This window comes from Nonlabens tegetincola (assembly GCF_002954355.1).
Classification (GTDB): Bacteria; Bacteroidota; Bacteroidia; order Flavobacteriales; family Flavobacteriaceae; genus Nonlabens; species Nonlabens tegetincola.
Genome location: NZ_MQVV01000016.1, coordinates 123,058 through 146,758, shown reverse-complemented (window position 1 = coordinate 146,758; position 23,701 = coordinate 123,058). Strand labels below are relative to the sequence as shown.

23 protein-coding genes are annotated in these 23,701 nt (G+C 34.6%); 6 read left to right on the top strand and 17 right to left on the bottom strand.

Going from position 1 to position 23,701, the window contains the following annotated elements:
• Nucleotides 1-138 precede the first annotated feature (138 nt).
• The 7 genes from BST93_RS10015 to BST93_RS09985 form a co-directional block, all read right to left on the bottom strand.
• Nucleotides 139-645, bottom strand: coding sequence for a hypothetical protein (locus BST93_RS10015; RefSeq protein WP_105019063.1), 507 nt, complete (start codon nt 643-645; stop codon nt 139-141).
• Nucleotides 646-792: 147 nt separating this feature from the next.
• Entirely contained in the window at nt 793-1,461 is a 669-nt protein-coding gene (locus BST93_RS10010; protein ID WP_105019062.1) for a hypothetical protein, read from the bottom strand.
• A 522-nt stretch (nt 1,462-1,983) separates the two neighbouring features.
• On the bottom strand, nt 1,984-2,550 hold the full coding sequence (locus BST93_RS10005; RefSeq protein ID WP_105019061.1) for a prolyl hydroxylase family protein: 567 nt from the start codon (nt 2,548-2,550) through the stop codon (nt 1,984-1,986).
• 228 nt (nt 2,551-2,778) lie between these two features.
• Complete coding sequence (locus BST93_RS10000; RefSeq protein ID WP_105019060.1) at nt 2,779-3,624, bottom strand: toll/interleukin-1 receptor domain-containing protein; 846 nt, start codon at nt 3,622-3,624, stop codon at nt 2,779-2,781.
• Between the two features lie 152 nt (nt 3,625-3,776).
• On the bottom strand, nt 3,777-5,465 hold the full coding sequence (locus BST93_RS09995) for a hypothetical protein (protein ID WP_105019059.1): 1,689 nt from the start codon (nt 5,463-5,465) through the stop codon (nt 3,777-3,779).
• Nucleotides 5,466-5,609: 144 nt separating this feature from the next.
• Entirely contained in the window at nt 5,610-7,358 is a 1,749-nt protein-coding gene (locus BST93_RS09990; RefSeq protein ID WP_105019058.1) for a hypothetical protein, read from the bottom strand.
• Nucleotides 7,359-7,811: 453 nt separating this feature from the next.
• A complete protein-coding gene (locus BST93_RS09985; protein ID WP_105019057.1) occupies nt 7,812-9,236 on the bottom strand; it encodes a hypothetical protein in 1,425 nt (474 codons plus the stop codon).
• 137 nt (nt 9,237-9,373) lie between these two features.
• Between BST93_RS09985 and BST93_RS14535 the strand changes: the two genes are divergently transcribed.
• Both BST93_RS14535 and BST93_RS14530 read left to right on the top strand, forming a co-directional pair.
• Nucleotides 9,374-9,760 carry a phage integrase N-terminal SAM-like domain-containing protein gene (locus BST93_RS14535; RefSeq protein ID WP_258150520.1) on the top strand — a complete coding sequence of 129 codons (387 nt, stop codon included), beginning with the start codon at nt 9,374-9,376 and terminating at the stop codon, nt 9,758-9,760.
• Nucleotides 9,761-9,763: 3 nt separating this feature from the next.
• The gene (locus tag BST93_RS14530) at nt 9,764-10,201 is read left to right on the top strand and encodes a tyrosine-type recombinase/integrase (protein WP_308736871.1); all 438 of its coding nucleotides are present in this window, start codon (nt 9,764-9,766) and stop codon (nt 10,199-10,201) included.
• Nucleotides 10,202-10,251: 50 nt separating this feature from the next.
• On the opposite strand, the gene BST93_RS09975 is transcribed toward BST93_RS14530, so the two are convergent.
• The 7 genes from BST93_RS09975 to dnaK all read right to left on the bottom strand — a co-directional run bounded on the left by BST93_RS09975 (nt 10,252) and on the right by dnaK (nt 17,580).
• The gene (locus BST93_RS09975) at nt 10,252-10,869 is read right to left on the bottom strand and encodes an L-threonylcarbamoyladenylate synthase (RefSeq protein ID WP_105019056.1); all 618 of its coding nucleotides are present in this window, start codon (nt 10,867-10,869) and stop codon (nt 10,252-10,254) included.
• Between the two features lies 1 nt (nt 10,870).
• Nucleotides 10,871-11,146 carry a hypothetical protein gene (locus BST93_RS09970; RefSeq protein WP_146105011.1) on the bottom strand — a complete coding sequence of 92 codons (276 nt, stop codon included), beginning with the start codon at nt 11,144-11,146 and terminating at the stop codon, nt 10,871-10,873.
• Between the two features lie 48 nt (nt 11,147-11,194).
• Complete coding sequence (locus tag BST93_RS09965) at nt 11,195-11,407, bottom strand: hypervirulence associated TUDOR domain-containing protein (protein ID WP_042280261.1); 213 nt, start codon at nt 11,405-11,407, stop codon at nt 11,195-11,197.
• A 107-nt stretch (nt 11,408-11,514) separates the two neighbouring features.
• On the bottom strand, nt 11,515-12,888 hold the full coding sequence (locus BST93_RS09960; RefSeq protein WP_105019055.1) for an aldehyde dehydrogenase: 1,374 nt from the start codon (nt 12,886-12,888) through the stop codon (nt 11,515-11,517).
• A 6-nt stretch (nt 12,889-12,894) separates the two neighbouring features.
• Nucleotides 12,895-13,587 carry an RluA family pseudouridine synthase gene (locus BST93_RS09955; RefSeq protein WP_105019054.1) on the bottom strand — a complete coding sequence of 231 codons (693 nt, stop codon included), beginning with the start codon at nt 13,585-13,587 and terminating at the stop codon, nt 12,895-12,897.
• Between the two features lie 155 nt (nt 13,588-13,742).
• Nucleotides 13,743-15,479, bottom strand: coding sequence for a mechanosensitive ion channel family protein (locus BST93_RS09950; protein ID WP_105019053.1), 1,737 nt, complete (start codon nt 15,477-15,479; stop codon nt 13,743-13,745).
• Between the two features lie 196 nt (nt 15,480-15,675).
• Nucleotides 15,676-17,580, bottom strand: coding sequence for a molecular chaperone DnaK (gene dnaK, locus BST93_RS09945; protein ID WP_105019052.1), 1,905 nt, complete (start codon nt 17,578-17,580; stop codon nt 15,676-15,678).
• Between the two features lie 281 nt (nt 17,581-17,861).
• Between dnaK and BST93_RS09940 the strand changes: the two genes are divergently transcribed.
• From BST93_RS09940 to BST93_RS09930, 3 genes are all read left to right on the top strand, one after another.
• On the top strand, nt 17,862-19,286 hold the full coding sequence (locus tag BST93_RS09940) for an L-serine ammonia-lyase (RefSeq protein WP_105019051.1): 1,425 nt from the start codon (nt 17,862-17,864) through the stop codon (nt 19,284-19,286).
• Between the two features lie 79 nt (nt 19,287-19,365).
• The gene (locus BST93_RS09935; RefSeq protein WP_042280254.1) at nt 19,366-19,872 is read left to right on the top strand and encodes a PH domain-containing protein; all 507 of its coding nucleotides are present in this window, start codon (nt 19,366-19,368) and stop codon (nt 19,870-19,872) included.
• Entirely contained in the window at nt 19,865-21,367 is a 1,503-nt protein-coding gene (locus BST93_RS09930; protein ID WP_105019050.1) for a PH domain-containing protein, read from the top strand. Before BST93_RS09935 ends, BST93_RS09930 begins: the two co-directional genes overlap by 8 nt.
• A 6-nt stretch (nt 21,368-21,373) precedes the next feature.
• Here the strand turns inward: BST93_RS09930 and BST93_RS09925 are convergent, their stop codons facing one another.
• Nucleotides 21,374-21,787: a MerC domain-containing protein gene (locus BST93_RS09925; protein ID WP_105019049.1), complete on the bottom strand. Its 414-nt coding sequence runs from the start codon at nt 21,785-21,787 to the stop codon at nt 21,374-21,376.
• 79 nt (nt 21,788-21,866) lie between these two features.
• Between BST93_RS09925 and BST93_RS09920 the strand changes: the two genes are divergently transcribed.
• A complete protein-coding gene (locus BST93_RS09920) occupies nt 21,867-22,250 on the top strand; it encodes a Fur family transcriptional regulator (protein WP_105019048.1) in 384 nt (127 codons plus the stop codon).
• Nucleotides 22,251-22,312: 62 nt separating this feature from the next.
• Here BST93_RS09920 and BST93_RS09915 read toward each other — a convergent pair whose 3' ends face one another.
• Entirely contained in the window at nt 22,313-22,822 is a 510-nt protein-coding gene (locus BST93_RS09915; protein ID WP_105019047.1) for a lactoylglutathione lyase family protein, read from the bottom strand.
• A gap of 43 nt (nt 22,823-22,865) precedes the next feature.
• Nucleotides 22,866-23,564 (bottom strand): ZIP family metal transporter, encoded by a 699-nt coding sequence (locus tag BST93_RS09910; RefSeq protein ID WP_105019046.1) that lies wholly within the window; start codon nt 23,562-23,564, stop codon nt 22,866-22,868.
• Between the last annotated feature and the right edge of the window lie 137 nt (nt 23,565-23,701).

Sequence of the window (23,701 nt, the reverse complement as noted above, 5' to 3'; positions counted from 1 at the left end):
GCAACGGTTAGTATAACCGTCAGTTACGGGATTAAAGTTAATGATTTTCGGTTAAGCAATGACGTTAGCAATTCCGAGTGGATTCGGACGTAGTCGAATCCGCCGTAATTGCGGTTATACATTGTTGGCAAATCGTTTTTATTCCGTTTCAATTTTCCAGTTTTCAGTATTTAAAACTCCATTTATAATTTCATAATCAGGTAGTTTCTCAAAATTAATTCTCAATTTCGTTCCAATGTAATTTTTAAACACAATATTGTCAATTCCGAAATCGAGATTTATAAATTTTGTTTTAAAATCTTTGTCAATTATTCCAATTTGGTCATAATCCGCAATTATGAATTGGTCTTTTCTTGGTGATTCAGCTAATTCTCTAAAGTCAGTTTGTTGGTCAAAAAAGAGAGTTTCTTTTTTATCAATATCCAAAATATAAAGTCCATCACTTGTCAAAACTGCGACTTGATTTATTTTTTCAGCTATTGCAGTTTTTATTGGTTCTCCACGAAAAGTTCCAATCCATTCAATTCCGTCTTTTGTTGTGAATTTTGTCCAACTCCAAATTTGACTTTTCCAAACTGTATTTATGTCAAAAATTTTTTCTTCATATTCTCCAGAAGTAGGTTGGTAAATAAATTCAGCTTTCAATTTTTTCTTTCAGTTTTTGGTTTGGTCAAATGTTTGCCAACGGTCTGGGCTATGAACAGTTGCGTTGGTTAGTACAGACTTTTGCAAGTACACGACAAGCTGGAAAATCCGAAGGATTTTCCGAGTAAGCACAGACCAAGCAATTATTTATAGCCATTGTTGCCCATAGTTATTTTTTAATTTCATTTCGTTCAAACTGATTTTTTCCTTTTTTCTTGGATATTTTCCATGTTCAAATATCAATTCAAAATCATATTCAAAGTTTTCTTTTTCAATGCGTTTTAACGAAACTAAATTTACATTATAAAAAGAGCCAATACGATATAATTCATATTCTTCTCCAAGTTCTTCTGGCTCAATAACTATATAAATTGAATCTGTACAATTACACATTTCAAGAGGCAATGATTCCCCATCACAAATGCTAAAAACAGAATAACCATAAGAATTTAGTTGTTCTCGGATATTTGCAAAAGCTTCTGCAAATAAATTATTATCTAATTTAGTCAAAACAACATTTCTTTCGAAGACATATTCGTTTCCATATTTTTTTAAATCCAATGTATCTTTTGAAAGTCGCTCATCGAGTAATTCTACTACTTTAGAATCTCTTAATTCTGTTATTTTATCCTGTGAATTCTCAGATTTCAATGAATTAAGAATTGAGTTCTGTTTATTCAATTCAGCATTATTTTGTTCTAATTCAGAGATTCTACCTTTTAATATATTGTTTTCTTTTAATAACTCAGCATTTGCTTTCTTTTCAGAACATGAAAAACCTAAAATAAGAAAAAGTATGATTATTAATCGGTTCATTTTTTTAATTATGGGCAACACGCACAGGTTATGGCGAGTTCACGCAGAATGCGCAGCATTCTAGAGTGTACGGTAGCCATTCTTGCATCCGACGAGTGCGCTTTCGCGAAAGCGGCATGAGAGGAATGCACAAATTTGCTATAACCGAAGTTGTGGACGGTACCAGTAACGCTGGTTAGTGTTAAATTGTTTAGGTTATAAATATAGTTAGATAAAAGCAAATTACAGCGACTTGTCTCCGACGAGCAAACGCAGTTTGCGAGAGGAAGACACGCGTGGATCTAATTTATAAGTTCAGGAGAGAATTGAGCGCCAGCGAAATGGCCTGAACGACCGTAGGTATCGTCCAGCAACGGTCCAGTGTATGAAATGTAGCGTGTAAAAAGACACTAACTTTTCGGATTAACACAGAGCCAAATTTTTATATTTTGTTTTAATTTTATGTTTTAAAGCCAAATTAAAAATTTGGCGGACTTTCTAAATATATACAAACCTTTGGGATAAGTACTTCTAAGCTATGTTTTATACACCGTGTTGTGCAGTCGTTATTTTTCTATACATAATATCTGACCTCAAAACATATTTTTCTCCTTTTTCAATAGATACACCTTCGTGTTTTTGTTCGTGAATAAAACATAAAGCAGTTCCAATTTTTGGAATTATTGTAATATCATTAAATTTTGTTTCACCACCTTTGAAATCATCATTTAAATATATCATAAATGTTATTCTACTTTCTTCAAATTCATCTCGTTTAAATCTTCCGTCAATATGCCTCTTAAACCTTTGTTCAGGTTCATATTTATAAAACCTAAACCTCTCATTTAAACCAGTAGCTTTATTATCATCAATTTTTTCAGGATAAAAACCAGTTAATTTATCCCAATATTTATCAGCGAGGTTTTTGTCTGTATGGATTAATCTAGAATTATTTCTTATTCCTTTCATCATTTTTGCTCCAGATGCTAAACTTACTGTCGCCTCTTCGTATCCTTTTTGTTCACTAATAAGGATTAATTCTTCACACTCTTTTTCTGTCAAGAAATTATCAATTGTCCAAATTTTTTCAGAATGATATTTTACTTCCATTTTTTGAGTTTGAATTTTAATGATGCACAACGGCTTCGGCTATGATTAGTGCGGGAATAGGGAAGCTGAGGCTTTCCGATTTAGCACTAAGGCGAAGCATTTTGTTTGCTTTTATTTTTTCTTTTCAAAAGTCAAATCAAAATGATTTGACGACCTTATAAAAGTACACTTTCCTTTTGATTTAACACTAAACCCGTATTAATTATAGCCATTGTTGTAAAACGTTTTTTATTCTCGATTTGTAATTGTTTGGTCAAGCATTTCGATAAAGTCAATAAAATTTAAAACTATATCGTTTCCAGTATCCACTCCCATTAAAACTCCTCTAATTCTAATATCAAATTTCATATCTGTTTTTAAATCTTTTACAGTAGAATGAAAATTATATGTTTTATCTTTTTCAATATAAATATTTAATGATTTATATTCTTCACTCATTGCAAACATTGATATAATTGTATCTTTCATTAATGAGTTCATTCCCATTTCTAAATGCATATTGAATCTTTGGGTAGCACTTTCAGAGCCTTCTATCATTATTTGTAATAATATTGTTTTATGATCTTTTTGATGCCAACTAACAATATCGATATGTGTGTAAAATAAATCTCTTTCGTTTATTCCCCAATTTATCGAATAATCAGTAATAATTTCATTTTTAGAATGTCGACCCATTTTGTCAGACGAAAGTTTTGCCAATGGTCGTATTAATTCTTGAAAACCAGTTTCAAATTTATCTCTAAAGTCAGCATAAACTTTTTCTTGAAGAAAAACAGGAACATCACAATCATCTAATAGTATCGGAATGACAACAACTTTTTTCTCCTTTATTTCACGCATTAATCCCGAATTCAATTCTTTTTTACACCATTCGCTCTGAACTGAATTTTCAGATAAAACGACCAATAAAAATGATGAGTCTGTAAGTCCGTCTTGGATTTTGTCAATTAGAGAATCGCCTGGTTGCATTTCCCATTTGTCCAACCAAATATTTATTCGGTTTTTAATAAGTTCAGCTGATAATTCATTAACGAATTTGCTGTCTTTGGTTGAGTAACTTATGAATACGCTCATTTTGGTCAAATGTTTTACAACGGTCTCGGCTATGAGTAGTTGCGTGGGTTAGCACTTAACTTTGCAAGTACACACCAAACTGAAAATCCGCGAGGATTTTCAGAAGTAGGCGAGAACAAGCAATTACTTATAGCCATTGTTAGCTGTAGTTTTTATTCTTCTTCTTTAAAAGGGTCAAACTTTATATATTTAGGTTTCTTAAAATAAGGATATTCAATATTCAAAAATTTGGTATGCTCGTCCTCATCTATTACAACTGTAAATGTAGGGTCAGTATGTTTTCCTAAAATGACATTTTCAATTTGATTAATATCATATATTCTATAAACTGAATTATACATATAAAATGTAGGTGTATTTATAATAAAAATACCTACAACTGCATATTCTGATATATCAATTTCAGGATTTTTGTATTTCTTTTGAAGATGTTGATTTACTAAGGATATATTATCTTTAAACCATTTAATTTTACTTTCTAAAGTTTTATTATACGGTTTTTTTCCACTTGTGAAAGCATTATAATCGTTTCTTTGATTTGGGATATCATATCTTCCAAGTAAATGTTTGCAATCTGCTATATATAATTTTTTAGTTGCTTTTGAAGCAATAATAAAATCAATTTCTCCTAAACCTTGTACATCAATACTTGTGTTTCCTGAATTGTGATTAATAACCTTTACATTTCTATCAAAGTAAATATTTTTATCTGATAATTTTTTTTCGACAGCATCATCTAACCATTTATCGTGGTCATCTTCTTTTCTATGGACATATTTCCTAAAACATTTATTTTTTAACCAAATTTCAGGTGCTTTTCCCCAAGGAATTGCATTGGATGAAAATTGAATAAATGTTTCTGCCCAAGCATTTTTGCCGAATAAAGCGTAATCATTTCCATCTATGTTCCATATTATAATAGGTTTGTAAATATAGCGGTTTAACTTATATGGTTTACAAGCTAAATCCAATAAGGGCATTTTATTATTTCTGTCTAATGTTAAACCTCTGAAAAATTGTTCTGAAACATCTTTGTCTACACCGTAAAATTGAGTTAAGTTGATTGGAAGTGATTCCCAACTTACACCAACTACATCTCCACCTTTAGATTTATTCATTTCGTGGATTGATGCTATAATATGTCCAACATTTTCATACTTTATATTGAAACAATCGTTTAATGCTTTTTTTAAATCATTTAAACCAGCTAAATCAGTATCATCAACAACAGCTTTTGATAATTGACCGCCAAGTTCTTTTGACATATGTTCAAAAATGAAGTTATAATGATGTCTTCTACTAAATACAAATAGGTTGTCTTCATCAAAACTTATGTCAGCTACATCTTCTATCATAGTTTGCTCTGAGTAGAAGCTAACGCAAGTCATAATCATTTCTCCTAAATATAAAAGGTCATTTAGTTTGTCTTCAAATCGTTTCTTAAACGCACTATCCATTTTTTCATTATTGTGCATAGGAACTTCACATCCCATTTCAAGAATAAATTTTAGAATCCTTCTATAAAGGGCTATGTACTTGAAATCAATATCACTAGAAGAGCTTTCGTCTGAGAATTTATATACTAGTTCCGTAGCTTGCTCGTGAAATCTAAATATTTGTTGATAAAACCGAACGGATTTTTCATTTAAGCATATGTCTTGAAAGTTTTTGATAAAGTAATCTAAGCAATAGCTAAGTATTTCAGTAATTTTTTCTGAATCGTAATTTGGTTTTCCAAATTTTGATAAAATATCTTTGGATAGTTCTTCTCTGAATTTTTTTTCAGATGAATATTCTCCTTTAAAAATCAGGTATTTTCCTTTGACTTTATAAACTCCCATTTCGGTTTTTCAAATTACAGCTAACGGTCTAGTGTATGAGTAGTAGCGGATTTGTACTCACAAGCCTTTCGGCTTTGCACTGTTTTTTGTTTTATATTTATACATTTGTTTTATCTCTTAAACCGCTATTACTTATACACATTGTTACCTGCTGGCTTTTTTCCAAAGTTTTGATTTCTTCTTAATCGAATTACTTAATTTTAATCCAATTTCACCTTCTTTGACACTTTTAACAGACTTTCCTTCTAATTGTATATCGAGGATTTTGGTTTTAGAATACTTCCCTTTTTTCTCAACGATTATTTCTTCATCAATTTCGAGAAGACAATCTTTAATATTTGCAATACATATTTTTCCAGTCTCAAACAGTTCTTTAGGTTCATCAATAAATTCTAAATTTTCAGGTATGAATTCTACAAGCCCATAGTTTATGAAAGCTTTTCTGGCTTCTTCTTTTGAAATAATTTCGCTTTGAACTAGTTGATAAAGTTGAAACAGTTGCCAAGTTGTTAGTAATCCTCTTTCATCGTTAATCGCATCTTGAATTTGATGTTCAGTAAAAGGTGGGTTTTGTCTCTTTAAAGGCGGTTGGTATCGTTGATGATTAACTAGATAAAGTGCAAAAACATCAAACGCATTTCTTTGTTTACAACGTCGATGTTTTATTTTAGAAATTTGATTACAATCCGCATCTGTTGATGTGCCTCCAATTCCTTTGCATTCAATTATTAGCAAGCCTTCAGGTATATCAACTTGAATATCTTCTTCTAATATTGTTGACGAACCATTAGCAGAATCAAAATCTGTAACATTTTTAAATTCTAACCAATTCAAAAATTTGATAACAGCCTTTACTAATTCGTCGCCAGTTTCTGTAACCAATTCGTGAAGAAATGAGAACTTTTTATTGTTAGCTACTATTTCCGATTCGTTTTTATCTAATTGATCTTGATATTCTTTTTCTATTGTTTTTTTATTGTCTAAAAGTTGTGAGAAATTTGGCAACCAATATTCTTCTTGTTTTTTCCAATCAAAAGTCGTCGAAAATGGGAATAATTCTGGGTAAATTGATGGTGCAATTCTAGAAAGAAACTCTGACAAAAAATTTGCTTTATCCTCTATTTGAGGTAAGATGATAAGATTATTAAATTCATTGACTTCTACGTACGAAACAATATCTCCATTAATGTTTGTGACTAAAGGAAAGTAATTTTCATATTTTTCATTTTTACAACCATTCCATCTTGTTGGGTGTTCAAATGTTTGATTATAGAATGAGTTTGCCTTATACTTCTCAAGCAAACGTTGCAAATCGTCAATAGATTTACAAATACTTATTTCCTTTCCATATTTTACTTCTCTGTATGGGATATATTCCCAAAAAGAATAAATATTGTGCTTTTCAATGTTTTGTCTTCTTGCGTTTCCTTCTGTTACCTTAATAGGCTCATATTCAACATCATAATTAGATGATGAAAAAGCAATTACTAAATATTCCCTGTTGGTTATTTTGTAAAGTTCATTTCTTAAAAAAGAAGCTGCAATTGGTCGTGGGTCAAATAATGTTTCGGGAAAGCTACTTAACAAACAGTAAGAGCTTTTTCCAGTATGCATTTCTCTAATATGGTCTTCCTGATAATAATCTATAGTTTCGAAGTTGTCTAAATCAATTATAAATATATCAAGCTCGTGTAAATTTAAAGGGAAATCGTGGTTAGGTAGTAATTGATGATTTTCTCTTCTAGTACTATTAGGAACTTTTATTTTTGACCCTAAAGAACCTGTTGATAAGTTATAACCTTTATCTTCAAGTTTAGATATTACTTCTTTATCTGTGTCAATACAACATATTCTAGGTCTTTCTATTACTTTTATTTCTGATTTTTCCTCCAAATTAACTGGTTCCTTTTTTTCTTTTTTTTCTCTTTAAAAAATCCCATAGTTTTTTCAGCTTGCAGGTAACACGCACAGGTTATGGCGAGTTCACGCAGAATGCGCAGCATTCTAGAGTGTACGGTAGCCATTAGCGTTAATTTGCTATAACCGAAGTTGTGGACGGTACCAGTAACGCTGGTTAGTGTTTAGTTAATTAGGTTATAAATATAGTTAGATAAAAGCAAATTACAGCGTATGCTGTGCGTGTTGCTGGACGGTAAGTTCAGGAGAGAATTGAGCGCTAGCAAAATGGCCTGAACGACCGTAGGTATCGTCCAGCAACGTTCTCGGCTATGAGTAGTTGCGTGGTTTGGCACTTAATTTTGCAAGTACAGACCAAACTGAAAATCCGCAAGGATTTTCAGAAGTAGGTAAGAACAAGCAATTACTTATAGCCATTGTTGTAAACAGTTATTGATTCATTTTCTCTAATTCTTTACTTTTCAAAACAATCTTAATTGCATCTAAATCTAACTCGTTAACATTTGTATTTTCAGCCTTAATGAGATTTAAAAATCTGTTTCTTAACTCTTCACTTGATAAGTTATTCAATAAGTCAGAGTTTGTAATATTAACTCTAGACAAATTTTTGTCGTTAGAGCTATTAGGATTTAGTTCTTTATATCTTTTAACTTGATTTTTATAATAATTAAGAATTTCATTTTTAGTATTTAAATTTGGTAAACTCGGATTCTCTTCCCTTAATTTTTTAAATTCATTAATTATTTCATTTTCATTTTTAAATGTTGATGCATCATTAGTTACAGAGTAATAAACCGCGAGAGCGTAATCAAGTGAACCTGTTAAGTCTTGAGCCAAGTCATTGAACCAGTAGCCCAAGTAGCTACTTCCATAAACCTTTTTATCAAGTGAGTTCTTAGATATTTTGAAATTTCCTGAATTCGTAAAGAATGTAGAAATATCTATACTGTTACTTGCTGATATTTCTGAACCTTGTTTTACTTCTATGAAAATACCATCAAATACATAAGCTTGATTTATTTGTTTTAATTTTAAATTAGGATTTTTCAATCTTTGAAAACCAATATTATATAGAATGTATTTGTCTAGTTCGAAAAACGCTTTTGACAAGTTATAGTTTTCTGTTTCTGCTTTCCAATCAATTACACCTATATTTTTATATTCTATTTTTACATTATAAAGAGACGAATTGTTCCATATAACTCCTAATTGTGTAGCTAAAGGAATATTGCCATTGATATTTTGAACATTTTGATTAACAAAATTAATTTCTTTAGAATTTTGACCTGTTCCAACTGAAGCTGCTGATGAGGCTTTCATCATAGTACCCAAATCATTTGGTGTAATTGATGTGACTATTTTTAAGCTATCGCCAGAACCTGTGTAAGCAACCAAACCACCTAAGTAATTACTAAACAAACTTGTTAAAGGTTTAGGTGATTTGTCTGAATCCAGAAATTTTTCAGGGTCATATTCTAAAATCTTTTGAGCATTAGTTAAATCGGTTAAAGTCTTTTTTTCTCCATCTTCTATTACAATATTAAAAGAGAATGAATCTCTTTTTTTGGACACTAGTTTATATTTAGTAGCAGTTCTTCCTCCATTTTTAAGTATTGAATATCCACTAATCATTGAATATTTTTCTGTTTTAACTTCTTCCTGATAAGATTCGCCAGGATTTAATAATTTAGAAAATTTACTTTCAATATTTGTACTTCCAATATTTTCGCTAGACTCAATATATACGGTTAAAGTGTCAGAAGTTTGATTATGAATTTTTACGTTTACTTTTATCGTTTTACCATAAACAAATGCAGAAAAGCAAATGAGTAATATTGTTAAAATGTTTTTCATATCGGTTGGTTTTTAATTGTTTACAACTAGTTTATATAAGCAATATACCAAAAATTAGCACTATACCACCCAAAATGTGAGTATATAAATAGGTTTATTGCATTTTTATTATAGTGCTGTATAAATGGTATATAAACATGTTTGATGACTTTAAACAATTCCTAGCTATAAAACGATACAGTCCAAACACCGCCAAAACATATCTAGGCTTACTCAATTCCTTTCAACAATTTTTAGGTGAAACTATACCCATTCATCAAGCTGATTCTAGTGTAATAAGAAAAACTTTTACTCAAAAAGTTCTTAAAGAAAACCTGGCCTATTCTACCCAAAAACAACTTGCTAGCGCTATAAGATTATACTTAAACACCATGCACAACAGGTCCATCGAATTAACCACCGTAACACCTCGTAAATCTCAAAAAGTATTACCCGATGTCCTAAGCGCACACGAGATCAACTTAATTTTAAATTCAATTACCAATAAAAAACACCACACAGCAATACTCGTGATATACGCATGAGGATTGCGTAGTGGCGAGCTCATTAACCTTAAAATAAGCCACATAGATGGGCAGCGTGATCAGGTCAAAATTGTGGCCAGTAAAGGTCGCAAGGATAGGTACTTGCCTTTACCCAAGGATCTGAAAGAAAGGTTGAGAGAATACTACAAATTATACAAGCCCAAAGAGTACTTGATAGAAGGTTATAATCACAGTCGCTATAGTGCATCTAGTCTAAGAGCCGTACTGGCTAAAGCTCTAGAGAAATCAGGAATAAATAAAAAGGTTACTTTACACACCTTGCGACATTCCTATGCCACTCATCTTATGGAGGCTGGTGTGAATATAAGAGTGATTCAAGAATTACTAGGTCACAACGATATTAAAACGACCTTGATATATACACACGTATCTCGCATTCATTTGGACAAAATTCCTAATGTGATGCAATTTTTACAATAAATGCAAGGTATCCTTACTGGGTACTTAAGGCGAGTAGGACACTCATGGGCTTAAAGCTCTACACTGCCTTTTCCTTCACGCACCAATACCGGTTCATCATCAGTAAGGTCAATTATAGTAGATCCTATATTACCACCATAACCGCCATCAATGACTATATCAACAAGATGGTCCCATTTCTCCCAGATCAGGCTGGGATCTGTAGTATATTCAATTACCTCATCATCGTCCTTTATAGAAGTAGAAATTATAGGACGACCTAGCTCACGCACCAGGGCAATCGCTATAGGATGATCAGGTACACGTATACCTACAGTTTTCTTTTTCTTAAAAACAGTAGGTAAGTTATTATTGCCCGGCAAAATAAAAGTATACGGTCCTGGTAAATTTCTTTTAAGTAATTTAAAAGTACCGCTATCTATTTGACTTACGTAATCGCTTAAATTACTTAAGTCCTCACAAATAAATGAGAAGTTGGCTTTTTCTAATTTTACACCCTTAATACGAGCCACTTTTTCTAGGGCGTTTTTATTGGTAATATCACATCCCAGACCATAAACCGTATCAGTAGGATAAATTACAAGCGCACCATTGCGCATGGCATCGGCAACGCGTTTAATTTCTCTAGGATTAGGGTTATCCTCATAAATTTTAATAAAATCGGCCATATTAATCCCTTAAAAATAAATAGTGCAAGCTAGATAGGGTAATTATTGCTGTAAGTACCGCGATAAACAATTGCGTCCACAGTCTAACTTGTTCTACATCGGGTTGTGGTACAGGTTGATAGCGATGTCTTCCATTGCGATCAATTTTAATACCCATTCTATCCTTAGGACTGCATAACTCTACCCAGCTGCGATAGGCAATCACAGCGGCAAGTATAAAAACGGCAGCCAGTACAATGGCTACAGTAGCAGTTCCTAGTTCCATCCAATTCATCATATAGGGTAGTAGTGTGTAAAAAATGTATAGTTAAATATACGTAAAAAATTAATCTGCTCGGTTTACTTCGCTCTCTAATTTTAGAACGTTGCTACCGTCTTCTTGTTCGATATACAAGGCTTTATTTCCTTCTTCACCTTCTCTAGTTACCTCATTGCCGTCTATGGTACGTGTCACTTTTTTAGTAAACGTGGACTGTACAGTACCAGTTGCAGTACCATTTCCCCATTCCCATTTTACTTTGGTTCCTTCCTTTATCATAGCTATTTTTGTTTTAAAGGTAGTTGATCATTACGCTTTCGCGAAAGCGTACTAACAAAACATTACCACCACATTGTGACAGTTTTAAGGTTGTACCTATATCGTTGTTAAAAACGCTTTAAAAAGGATTTTGTTGCTTTTAATTTACCAGCATAAGGTGGATATTTTAAAGTAATATCCAGCCAGTTTTTTCTGTGTACCACACTTTTATAATGACTGAAACAGTCAAAACTGTGCTTGCCGTGATAGGCTCCTATACCGCTGTTGCCCACACCACCAAAAGGCAATCTATCGTTCACAAAATGAACTATACAATCATTAATCACGCCACCACCATAACTATAACGTTTTGTAAACCAATTAATAAACGATTTTTGAGTAGCAAAAACGTAACCACTCAAGGGTTTTTCATATCTGTGAATCCACTTTTCAATATCGTCTTGTTCCTGATAACTAATGACGGGTAGTATGGGACCAAAAATTTCCTGTTGCATGACAGCGCTTTCCTCACCAGGCTCGTCAAGTAGAGTAGGAGCTAGGTACAACTGCTCTAGGTTGTAATCACCACCGGTAATAAGTTGTTCACCATCTAGGTAAGAAAGTAATTTTTCTAAGTGGTCCTTGCGATTAATACGGCCATAATCATGACTAGATTGCGGTTGTTCTCCATAAAACTGTGCTATGCTTATTTGCAATTGTTTTACCAATTCCTGTTTTACACTTTCATGAACCAGTATGTAATCAGGTGCAATACAAGTTTGACCAGCATTTAGAAATTTGGCCCATACAATTCGTTTTGCGGCCGTTTTTATCGCAGCACTTTGGTGAACGACACAAGGGTTTTTACCGCCTAATTCTAGTGTTACAGGAGTAAGATGCTGTGCGGCTGCCTGGTAGATAAGTTTTCCTACTTGTGGACTACCCGTAAAAAAAATGTAATCCCATTTAAGGCTTGTAAGCTCTTTGGCAACTGCGGCATCACCTTTACACACAGTTACATGTTCAGGAGAAAAGCTTGTAGCAATAATTTCCTCGAGTAATTGAGAGGTGTGTGGTGCAAATTCACTAGGTTTTAAAACCACAGTATTACCAGCTCCTACAGCTCCTATTACTGGTGCTAGCGCTAGTTGAAAGGGATAATTCCATGGTGATATAACGAGAACGTTTCCATAAGGTTCGGGATATTGTCTAGCCTGGGATGGAAAATTAAGTAAGGCCGCACGTACTTTTTTCGGTTTTGTCCAGCGTTTAAGTTTGTAAAGAAACTTGCGCAATTCTGCCATGACAACATTATACTCAGTAACATAAGCTTCAAACTCGCTTTTACCCAAATCTTTTTTAAGTGCGTTGTACACGTCTTGTTCTCTAGTCTCTAACGTTTTTTTTAATCGCTGTAAACTTTGGGTTCTATAATTTAACTCTTTAGTAGCTCCAGTTTTAAAAAACTGCTGTTGTAAATGGTGTGTGTGGGATACATTCATAGGTAATTATTTACTTGCAGCAAGCCACAAATTATCATGATCGGGTACTGGTGCCACGATTGTAACCGGTTCTTTCTTAACAGGATGAATAAACGACAGTTGTCTGGCATGCAAGTGTATACTGCCATCCTTATTAGACCTGCGTGCACCGTATTTAAGATCACCTTTTATAACGTGACCTATTTTGCTTAATTGACATCTTATCTGGTGATGCCTACCAGTTTCTAGCGTTATTTCTAACAGTGTATAACGTTCTAACTGTTTAATGATTTTATAGGTGAGTACTGCCTTTTTTGAATCCGGCACTTCATGATCGTGAGCATAACTTTTATTTTGTTTGGTATTGCGCACTAGGTAATGAACGAGCCGTTCTTCTTTAGATTTTGGCGTTCCTTCTACAAGTGCCCAATAGATTTTTTCAGTTTTATGATCGGCAAATAATTTGTTCATGCGCGGTAACGCTTTTGAAGTACGTGCAAAAACTACAACACCGCTAGTAGGTCGATCTAGCCTGTGTGTCACACCCAAATAAACAGCACCTGGTTTATCGTATTTGTGAGCTATATATTTTTTAATAGCATCGGGTAGAATAGGATCACCGGTTTTATCACCTTGAACTAGTTCACCAGATTCTTTGTTGACCGCAATTAAATGGTTGTCCTCGTGTAAAATGCGGTGTTCAATATTCTTTCTACTCATAAAGGATAAAGATAAGAAGGTATCTACCTTGATTTACGATTTGTTATTAAGTTATTACAAGAAGTTGTTCAGCGTGGTATTGTGGTGATAATTCCATCGCTACTTAAATTACCTTTATTAGGGATAATGACCTAATTTCACTTGCAGTATTTCCATTAGGTAGGTTCCTTTTGAATCAAGATGCGCTCTTTGGACAAGTGTTTCCCATCGTTTAATTGAGCTATAAATTTCACTAGTTCTTCCCTTAACTTACAGTGTAATTCCCATGCCGAATTAGCATCCTGAGCACTGCAAAGCGCTCTTATGGCTATTGCTTTTTCAGTTACTTCGGTAACTTGAACAACAGGTGGATGTTCTTCATCATACTCTTCTTCTTGTTTTAATAATTCAGAGAACTTTTCACGTACTAGCTGTACGTCGGTATTATAATCGGCATAAACAACAATGGGCTGTAAACGGTGAGCATTGGTCATGGACCAATTTTGGAATGGTTTTGAGATAATATCTTTAAGAGGAATAATAAGCCTACGACTGTCCCAGGTACGTGTAACCATGTAGGTAAAGCGTATGTCCTCTACATAACACCATTCGTCACCTATATACAAAGTGTCACCAATTTTGCACGGTCTTGTAAGTGCTATTTGTATTCCTGCTATGATATTTCCTAAGGTGTTTTGTGCTGCTACACCTAATATTATGGTAATCAAACCAGCAGACGCCAGTAAGGAAATACCTAATTTTTCTAAAGATCTAAACTGTGATAATACCACCGAAATAGCTACAAAGATGATAATGATGGTCAATAATCGTCGCGCTACCGAAATGTAAGTCATCATCATACGAGCTTGTGTGTTTTCCTCTATAGATGAATCGCCTATTTTATGTTCGGCAATGTAGGTCATTACAGCATTAATAAAACTCATGAGCAACCAGGCAATGGAAGCAATTACCAAGACCAAAAGGATTGCATAAATAGTACTAGAATAGGGCCCAGAAAATGAAATGAGTTTATTAAGTATGATATAAAAGAATAGCATGCTTAGGGCTATTCCTGCTGGTTTGGCCAACTTATTAGCTGTTGTTCTTAACCAAGCTCTGTCTGACTTAAGTAACAACCTTCTTGTTACATAACTAAAAACTCTTCCTACAGCATATGCCATAAAGAAAAGGAGAATGGTCGCTACAAATTTCCAAACAGGAAAACCTAGAAATGAAACTCTGGCCCATTGAGGCATGATACGATCAAGTTTTCTAGGACCATACTCCTCATACAAGGGTTCAATATTTTCTACCGTATTGGATGCTATCATCCAAAAAGCACCATAATCGTCTAATTTAACACGTTGTAAGCGCAGGACTACATCGCGGTTGTTTAAATCTACTTCTCCAAAAACCACACTTCGTCTAGGGTTTCCAGCAATAGCTCCGTTTGTTGAAGTAGTTATATCAATTTGTCCATCGGGTCTATCTGATATGTTGTTCCAATCAATTTTGACTCGTTGATTAAGTACGAAATAAAATTTTTCTGCGAGAATTGCCGCCTCTTTTTTAGTTACTTCCTTGGGAAAAAGATTTAAGTTAAGGGCATAGCCGGCTTCTTCAAAGTTGTTGTTTCTACAGCTAGAGATAAATTGTTCAAGCGTTGCCTGTGGTGTTTGAAAGTTTAAATGATTAGGTGGTAACCCAATGTTTTCATTTAGTCTATTAACAATGTAAAAAGCCTCGTTATACGCTCCAATAGGATTTGATTGGTAGGTGCCTGCTTCAGATATGGTATCGGATAATTTAGGAAAATCACGAGTTGGATCAGCTTCTTTTTCCTGACTGTTTCCTAGGATAGAAAATACCAATAAACCAAAAAGTAAAAACCTGTGAAAAGCTGATTTTAACATAATTCATAAGGTAGATATATTTCGTGTTTTGACATATTAGCGATTTGTTAAATCCTACCAGTAAGTAGTAATTTTAAGTGTGTTTTATAATTCAGAAGTAATAAAAAAAGGCCTTGAACTTAATCAAGGCCTTTCTTGTATTATATCGTAGTTCAAATAAAGAAACTACAACCAAACTCGTGATTTATTTATGAGTTTACTTTACTTCTTCAAAGTCAACATCTTCTACATCACTTGTATCGTCACCAGCTTGTTGTTGAGCACCAGCATCAGGACCAGGTTGACCACCTTGAGCCTCGGCTTGAGCTTTATACATTTCTTCACTAGCTGCAGTCCATACAGTATTCATTTTCTCAAGAGCAGGATCAATTTGTGCGATATCCTTAGTTTCATAAGCTTTCTTCAACTCTTCAAGAGCTTCTTCAATTGGCTTTTTCTTATCATCACCTAGTTTATCACCAAATTCTTCTAATTGCTTTTCAGTTTGGAAAATCAACTGGTCTGCTTGATTTAATTTATCGGCTTTTTCTTTAGCTTGCTTATCAGCTTCAGCATTAGCTTCAGCTTCTTGCTTCATTTTTTGGATTTCCTCTTCAGTAAGACCCGATGACGCTTCGATACGAATGTCTTGTTTCTTACCAGTAGCTTTATCCTCGGCGCTTACTTTAATAATACCGTTGGCATCAATATCAAAAGTCACTTCAATTTGCGGTGTACCACGACGTGCTGGTGGAATACCATCTAAGTGAAAACGACCAATGGTCTTGTTATCCGTAGCCATAGAACGCTCACCTTGAAGTACGTGAATTTCTACACTAGGCTGGTTATCAGCTGCCGTAGAGAATACTTGTGACTTTTTAGTAGGAATAGTTGTATTAGCATCGATAAGTTTAGTCATAACGCCACCCATAGTTTCAATACCTAGAGAAAGAGGAGTTACATCTAGAAGTAATACATCCTTAACATCACCTGTAAGTACACCACCTTGAATAGCAGCACCAATTGCTACAACTTCATCAGGGTTTACACCTTTAGAAGGCTTTTTATCGAAGAATTTTTCAACTGCTTCTTGTACTGCTGGGATACGAGTAGATCCACCTACAAGAATGATTTCATCAATATCACCAGTAGAAAGATCTGCTGCTTTAAGAGCAGTTTTACATGGTTCAATAGTACGCTTTACTAAATCATCAATTAATTGCTCAAATTTTGATCTTGTAAGCGTTTTTACCAAGTGTTTAGGACCGCTAGCGGTAGCAGTTACATAAGGTAAGTTAATTTCAGTTTGAGCACTTGATGAAAGTTCAATTTTAGCTTTTTCTGCAGCCTCTTTAAGACGTTGTAACGCCATTGGATCTTTACGTAAGTCCATTTGCTCAGCTGCTTGGAATTCATCAGCTAGCCAGTTGATGATTGCTTCATCTACATCATCACCACCTAGGTGTGTATCACCATCAGTCGATAATACTTCAAACACGCCATCTCCTAATTCAAGAATAGAAACATCGTGAGTACCACCACCAAAGTCAAATACAACGATTTTTTGATCTGTATCTTTTTTATCTAGACCGTATGCAAGTGCAGCAGCAGTAGGCTCGTTGATAATACGCTCTACTTTAAGACCTGCGATTTCACCAGCTTCCTTAGTCGCCTGACGTTGTGAGTCGTTAAAATAAGCTGGTACAGTAATTACAGCTCCTGTTACTTCAGTACCTAAGTAATCTTCGGCTGTTTTTTTCATTTTCTGTAGGATCATAGCACTCAATTCTTGTGGAGTGTACAATCTTCCATCTATATCAACACGTGGTGTGTCGTTGTCACCTTTTACCACGTTGTAAGGTACGCGATCAGCTTCTCTTTGAGATTCAGAGTATTTGTTACCCATGAATCTTTTGATAGAGTAGATGGTTTTTTCTGGGTTAGTTACTGCTTGTCTTTTTGCAGGATCACCCACTTTAATTTCACCACCTTCTACAAACGCAATTACAGATGGTGTTGTGCGTTTTCCTTCTGCATTAGGTATTACAGTAGGCTCGCTTCCTTCCATTACCGAAACACAGCTGTTTGTAGTACCTAAATCGATTCCTATTATTTTACTCATTATATCAATTTTAAGTTTTATTCAAATTTTTACACTCTGCATAAGTCAATGTTTGTGCCAAGCAAATGCCAGTGACAGGATGTCATAATTACAGAAAAGCTGACAGTGAACAATTACATATCTGTATACAAGAGTTCTACTTGTGAACATTTGCCCATATACCGAATAACACTTTTAAACCACTATTACAATTACTAAAACTAGGGTTGGATAATGCTACAATTTTTCGGCTATGACAAAGGATAAAAGTATATTTGAATTTCGAAAGAAAAAGAAATAACATGGAAGCAATCAGCGTTTTTGACATGCTTAAAATAGGAGTAGGACCTTCTAGTTCACATACTTTAGGACCATGGCGTGCAGCCAATAGGTTTCTTGAGAAATTACGTAAAGTGAATAAATTAAAGCAAGTACAACGCATTCAAGTGGATCTTTATGGTAGCTTATCCTTGACCGGTCGCGGTCATGCCACCGACATTGCAGTGATGATGGGATTGATGGATAAAGATCCTGTGACTTGTGATATTGCTCAAATTCCGCACGATGTAGCAGCTTTAAGTAGTGAAAAATGTATCAAATTAAATGACGGTATTCAATTTGAGTTTGATCCAGTTGATGCCATAACCTTCCACCGTAAATTTTTACCTTATCATCCTAATGGATTAAGATTTAAAGCCTTTTACAAAGACGGTAAATCTAGAACAGAGCATTTTTATAGTATAGGAGGCGGATTTGTAGTTCAAAAAGAACGCAAGCGAGCGCAAAAGAAAAAAGTGACCTTCAGTTGTTTTCCTAGACCGGTACAAACAGCAACAGAATTATTAAACTATTGCCATCGAGACGGCATGGCAATAAGCGAAGTCGTTCTAGAAAACGAACGATACATGCGCAGTGATGAAGAAATCAATAAAGAGTTCAAAGCTGTTTGGGACGTCATGCTCGATAGTATGTATACAGGTTGCCATACCGAGGGAACTTTACCAGGTGGATTAAACGTAAGACGTCGCGCTTATGACAACCACCTAAAGCTTCAAAAGGGTAAACCCTATTCTAATAAAGAAGAGTGGATTGAAGCCATACGTGATACCGAAGTGAAGTTTAGAGAAATTTTAAAATGGGTATCCTGTTTTGCGCTTGCGGTTAATGAAGTAAATGCATCCTTGGGCCGTGTGGTAACAGCTCCTACTAACGGTAGTGCTGGTGTTATTCCATCTGTAATCATGTATTATATGGTAATTGAAAACCACGACGCAAACTTTGAGGACATCAAGAAGTTTTTACTGGTAGCTGGTGAGGTAGGAGCTTTATTTAAAAAAGGAGCGACCATAAGTGCTGCAATGGGTGGTTGCCAGGCAGAAATTGGTGTAAGTAGCGCAATGGCAGCTGCTGGATTAACAGAACTTATGGGCGGCAAACCAGACCAAGTTCTTATGGCTGCGGAAATTGCGATGGAACACCACCTAGGACTTACCTGTGATCCTATTGCAGGATTGGTTCAAGTACCTTGTATAGAGCGCAACGCTATGGGAGCAATTAAGGCTATAAATGCTTGTGAACTAGCTCTCGACGCCGACGCCTCGCATGCCAAAGTACCTTTGGATAAGGTTATTAATACCATGTGGCAAACGGCTCAAGATATGAATTCCAAATACAAAGAAACTAGTGAAGGCGGACTTGCAGTTAATGTGAGTTTGAGCGATTGTTAATTAGTATTTTTAATATTTTCTTTATTACGCTTTCGCGAAAGCGTAACAGCTATTAACTTTATGAGTCTAATAGTTGATAATGACAAACGAGCAAATTCTTACCCATTCACTACCGGACATTGAAAGCTTTTCATTTGAGAAACATCCTAAGCGTTTTTTAAATAAAAAACTCATAGCCAACACCTTATACATGATACCACTTGCTATAGCGGTAGGCTTTTTGTTTTATAATTTTTCAGAGTTTCCTTGGTTGGGCTGGAGTGGATTGGGTCTATGGGCTTTTATACTTTTGTTTTCATTATTTGTGAATTATAAGGAATATTTTGTTCGAGGTTATACTTTAAGAGAACACGATATAACGTATCGCAAAGGATGGATCTTTCACCATCAAATCACAGTACCCTTCAATCGCATTCAACATACTGAAATCAATCATGGACCTATAGACAGACTCTTTAATCTTTGTGAGCTAGAGATTTATACCGCTGGAGGTTCTTCTAGTGATTTATCCATAAGCGGTCTCGATCCTAAAGATGCTCAAAATTTAAAATCATTTGTAGCAGGAAAAACGAGCACACATGTTTGATTTATCAACTCCACAGCGACAAAGCAAAAAAGTTATTGCTCTGTATGCCTTTAAGAGCTTAAGGGGTTTTATATTCTTTTTCGTTTTTGCAGCTTTTGGGATGCGAGGATTTCTTGAAGGGCTTGCTTTTACAGGATTAGTACTTTTTGTTGCGGCTACCAGCTTAATAGGACCAGTAATTCAATACTTGTTTTTCAAATTTCACATTGAACAAGATGAATTTATACTGAATAAAGGATGGTTATTTAAGGAAAAAAAAGCGGTTCCGCTAGAACGTATTCAATCTGTAAATCTAGAGCAAAATTTGCTACAACGTATACTTAAGGTATACAGTGTACAAATAGAAACAGCTGGTTCCAAGGAGAAAGAACTGGAGATTAAAGCACTGGACGAGTCGGCAGCGCTTTCTCTTAAACAAGCTCTACTCGACATAAGTAACCAAAGGGAAGAGCAGGAGAAAACTGAAGTTACAGAACCAGAAAAGAAAACAGTAAATCCTACTTCCAACGAGGTTTCATCTACCTTGCTAAAATTAAGTTTCTTAGATCTTTTCAAAGTAGGTATGACCCAAAACCACTTGCGCAGTGGTGGCGTGGCAATAGGTCTTGTAGTAGGAAGTTATTTTAAATTTCAGGACGTAATTAAGCAGTTTTTCGGAGATTATTTAGATGGTTGGGAATGGGAAAATCTAATGAGTTTTGCTAGTTTGGGTATGCTATTTAGTTTTTTATTGATATTCTTGGTATTCTCCATAGTGGTAAGCTTAATAACTGTTTTTAGTAATTACTATGGTTTTAAGGCTGTAGTTTATCAAAGTCATCTTGAACTTTCTATGGGATTAATCAAGCGTCAAGAAATCCGTGTTCCTATTGAGAAAATTCAATCTCTTGAATTTAGAACAAACCCTTTAAGACAGTGGTTAGGCTATTCTACAGCCTATATTTATCAAGCTCAGTCAGATGCTAATAAGGCGTCTAAAGTAAGTATTCCTGCCTGTAAAAAAGAGCACATTAAAATACTACAAGAAACGGCTTTTAAGGATAGCGTTGTTGATGCTACTATTGATATTCCCTGTAATGGTTTTTCATATATGAGATTAGCGAGTTATATCATGCTTGCTACTTTGATTCCTACGTTGGTTCCGCTAGCATATTTTGGAGATTATAACTGGGTGGTACCTATGCTTATACCAGCGGTAGTGATTGTGTTTTGGAGCTATATGTATGGTAGCAATAGTGGTATAGTAACAGATAAAGGTTTTATAGGATTTAAAAAAGGCTGGTTATTCAAGAGTTTTTCTATAAGTCCTGTATTTAAAGCGCAAGCAGTTGAAAAATGGGACAGTATTTTTATAAGAAGGCGTGAAGAAATGCATGTTAAGTTTCATACAGCCTCTGGCAGTAATGGGTTGAGGTATTTTAAAAAAGACGCTGTCAACCACTTACTGAATTATATAAATAATACGGTTATAAAAAGCAATCGTAATTGGATGTAACAATTATTAATGAAGGCAGCATTGTTCATCATTACATTGACAATACTTTAAATGAAATAGGTGTAAACCTGCAAGCACAATAGCAACGCCATAAGTAACAGATTCTGCCAAGGCTATAATTTCTATTTTCTCATTAACAATTAAGAGAAACAGTAAACTATAAGTTGACCATAAAACGTACTTCATCCAGTTTCTAGAACTTTTTTGTAGGGTTTGCTTGATAGCTATAAAGGAAACAAACAGAAATATAAAATCAAGATAATCCCACCAGATAGGTGCTGCGGCGTGATTATGATTATCAATCGTGCCATGAGTGTGCGCATGTGCGATAAAAAGAATAGGAGTTGCGACACAGTGTATGATACACATAATGCTTGCTGTAGCTCCATATACATCAGGTTTTAATAAGTTTACTTTCATTTTTTTATTTTAATGCAACACAGTTGCAAAAGTAAGAAGTAAAGTTGGTAGTAACTCTATGAAAGTATAATTTTGCATTATGGGCATACAACGAAAGACATCGACAATTGGACTGTTGCTTGATCAATTTAAGAAAAGTAATCAAGCTATTGCAGCTGTAGAATTAGTTGATCGCTTAAAAGAAAAAGTAAACAAAACTACGGTATATCGTGCATTAGAAAGGCTAGAGGATGATGGCTTAGTACATTCTTTTTTAGACCGTGATGGGATCAAGCGTTACGCTATTTGCCAGGATTGTAATAAGGATTCACACGTGCATGATCATCCTCATTTTCAATGTACGAATTGTGGTAAAGTAGATTGTCTAGAAGAAGCCTCGGTAAATATTCCTAAAATCTCAGGTCGAACTATACACAAGACTGATGTGCTACTTCAAGGAATTTGCGAAACTTGTTCAGTTTAAAATTCCACAAATTCCAAATGAAGGTACTTTGTTGGGCGTTATAACTAATGTCTTAAAAGGGGTTAATCCTCATTTTGATAAGCTCCAGAGGAATAGGTGAGTTCGTAACTATGTGTGTAAATTTCAAACACAATTCCAAATGGATCCTCAACATAAACCATTTTATACGGTTTTTCATTAGGATAATATTCTCGTATAGGCATACGTTGTTTTCCTCCAGCATCCACAAGACGCTCAGTTAATTTTTCAATCTCAGGATCTTGAACACAAAAATGAAATAATCCTGTATTGAAAGGATTAAATTCTGGTGCTTCTTTTTGACCAAAAGGGAATGCAAAGAGTTCAATTCCTATTCCGTCAGATGTAGATAAATGAGCGATTTCAAAACTTTCCCAATCTTCACCAAACACATCAATACACATTTGACCAATGGCCGTGTCAGTCTCTTTTTTCACTGTTGATGGTGGCATAATTACATACCAGCCCATTATTTCTGAGTAAAATTCAACTGCTTTATGAATATCGGGTACTGTAATCCCTATATGGGAAAATGATTTAGGATATGGAGTCATCTTTTTTATGGCAAGGTAGAAATTTGACAAACAAGGTTTCTTACTATTCTCCTAAAGTATTTAAGTATAGAGCTAGAATAAGACCTATAGCAGTAGCTACTCCACTCCAGTATTTATTCTCCTTAAAAGCCTTTGGAAATACTTCTATCGCCAGGGAAGCTACAACTGCACCGCCAGCAAAACATTTTATGTAGTTTAAATAACTCTTTGGAACATCATCCAATAGGAAATGACCTATTAAAGCTGCCACAGATAAGATTATGGCGGTAGCGATCCATATTATTAATATTTTCCGTTTGGAAGAGTTGTTTTCAGCCATCTCCTTAGCACCACCAGCTGCTTCGGGTAAATTTGATATTAGGATGGAACCAGAAAGCGCTGCCACAGATAATGGGCTGGCACTTATCAAAGCAACTCCTAAAGCTAGGTTTTCTGGTATGCCATCTAAAGTAATGGCAGCCAGTAAACCGGCACCGCTATTAGATCCCCATTTATTTTTGATTAAATAGTCCAAACCTGTGAAAATAGTAGCGCCCAAAAATACACAGAGCAACGTGATCCCAACAGAATCGTTCTTCAATGAAGGATGAATTAATTCCAAGATTGCTGAAACTAATAAAGCTCCACCAGCCAAAGCGACTAAAAAACCTTCTATTTTTTTAGATAATGAACCATAAATACCCCAAACGGCTCCAAGAATTAAAGCTGCAGAAACTGTAAGAATTACGATAAACGTCATCATATTAAGGCCCAAGTTACGGACTTAATTTTATTTATATTTCAGCTTTATATTTCCTTTAAATGTTTAAGGGTATAGAAAGATGAATAGGGTGTAGGTTAATCGGATATTTCTCCCATAAAAAAGCCTTGAACGATTGT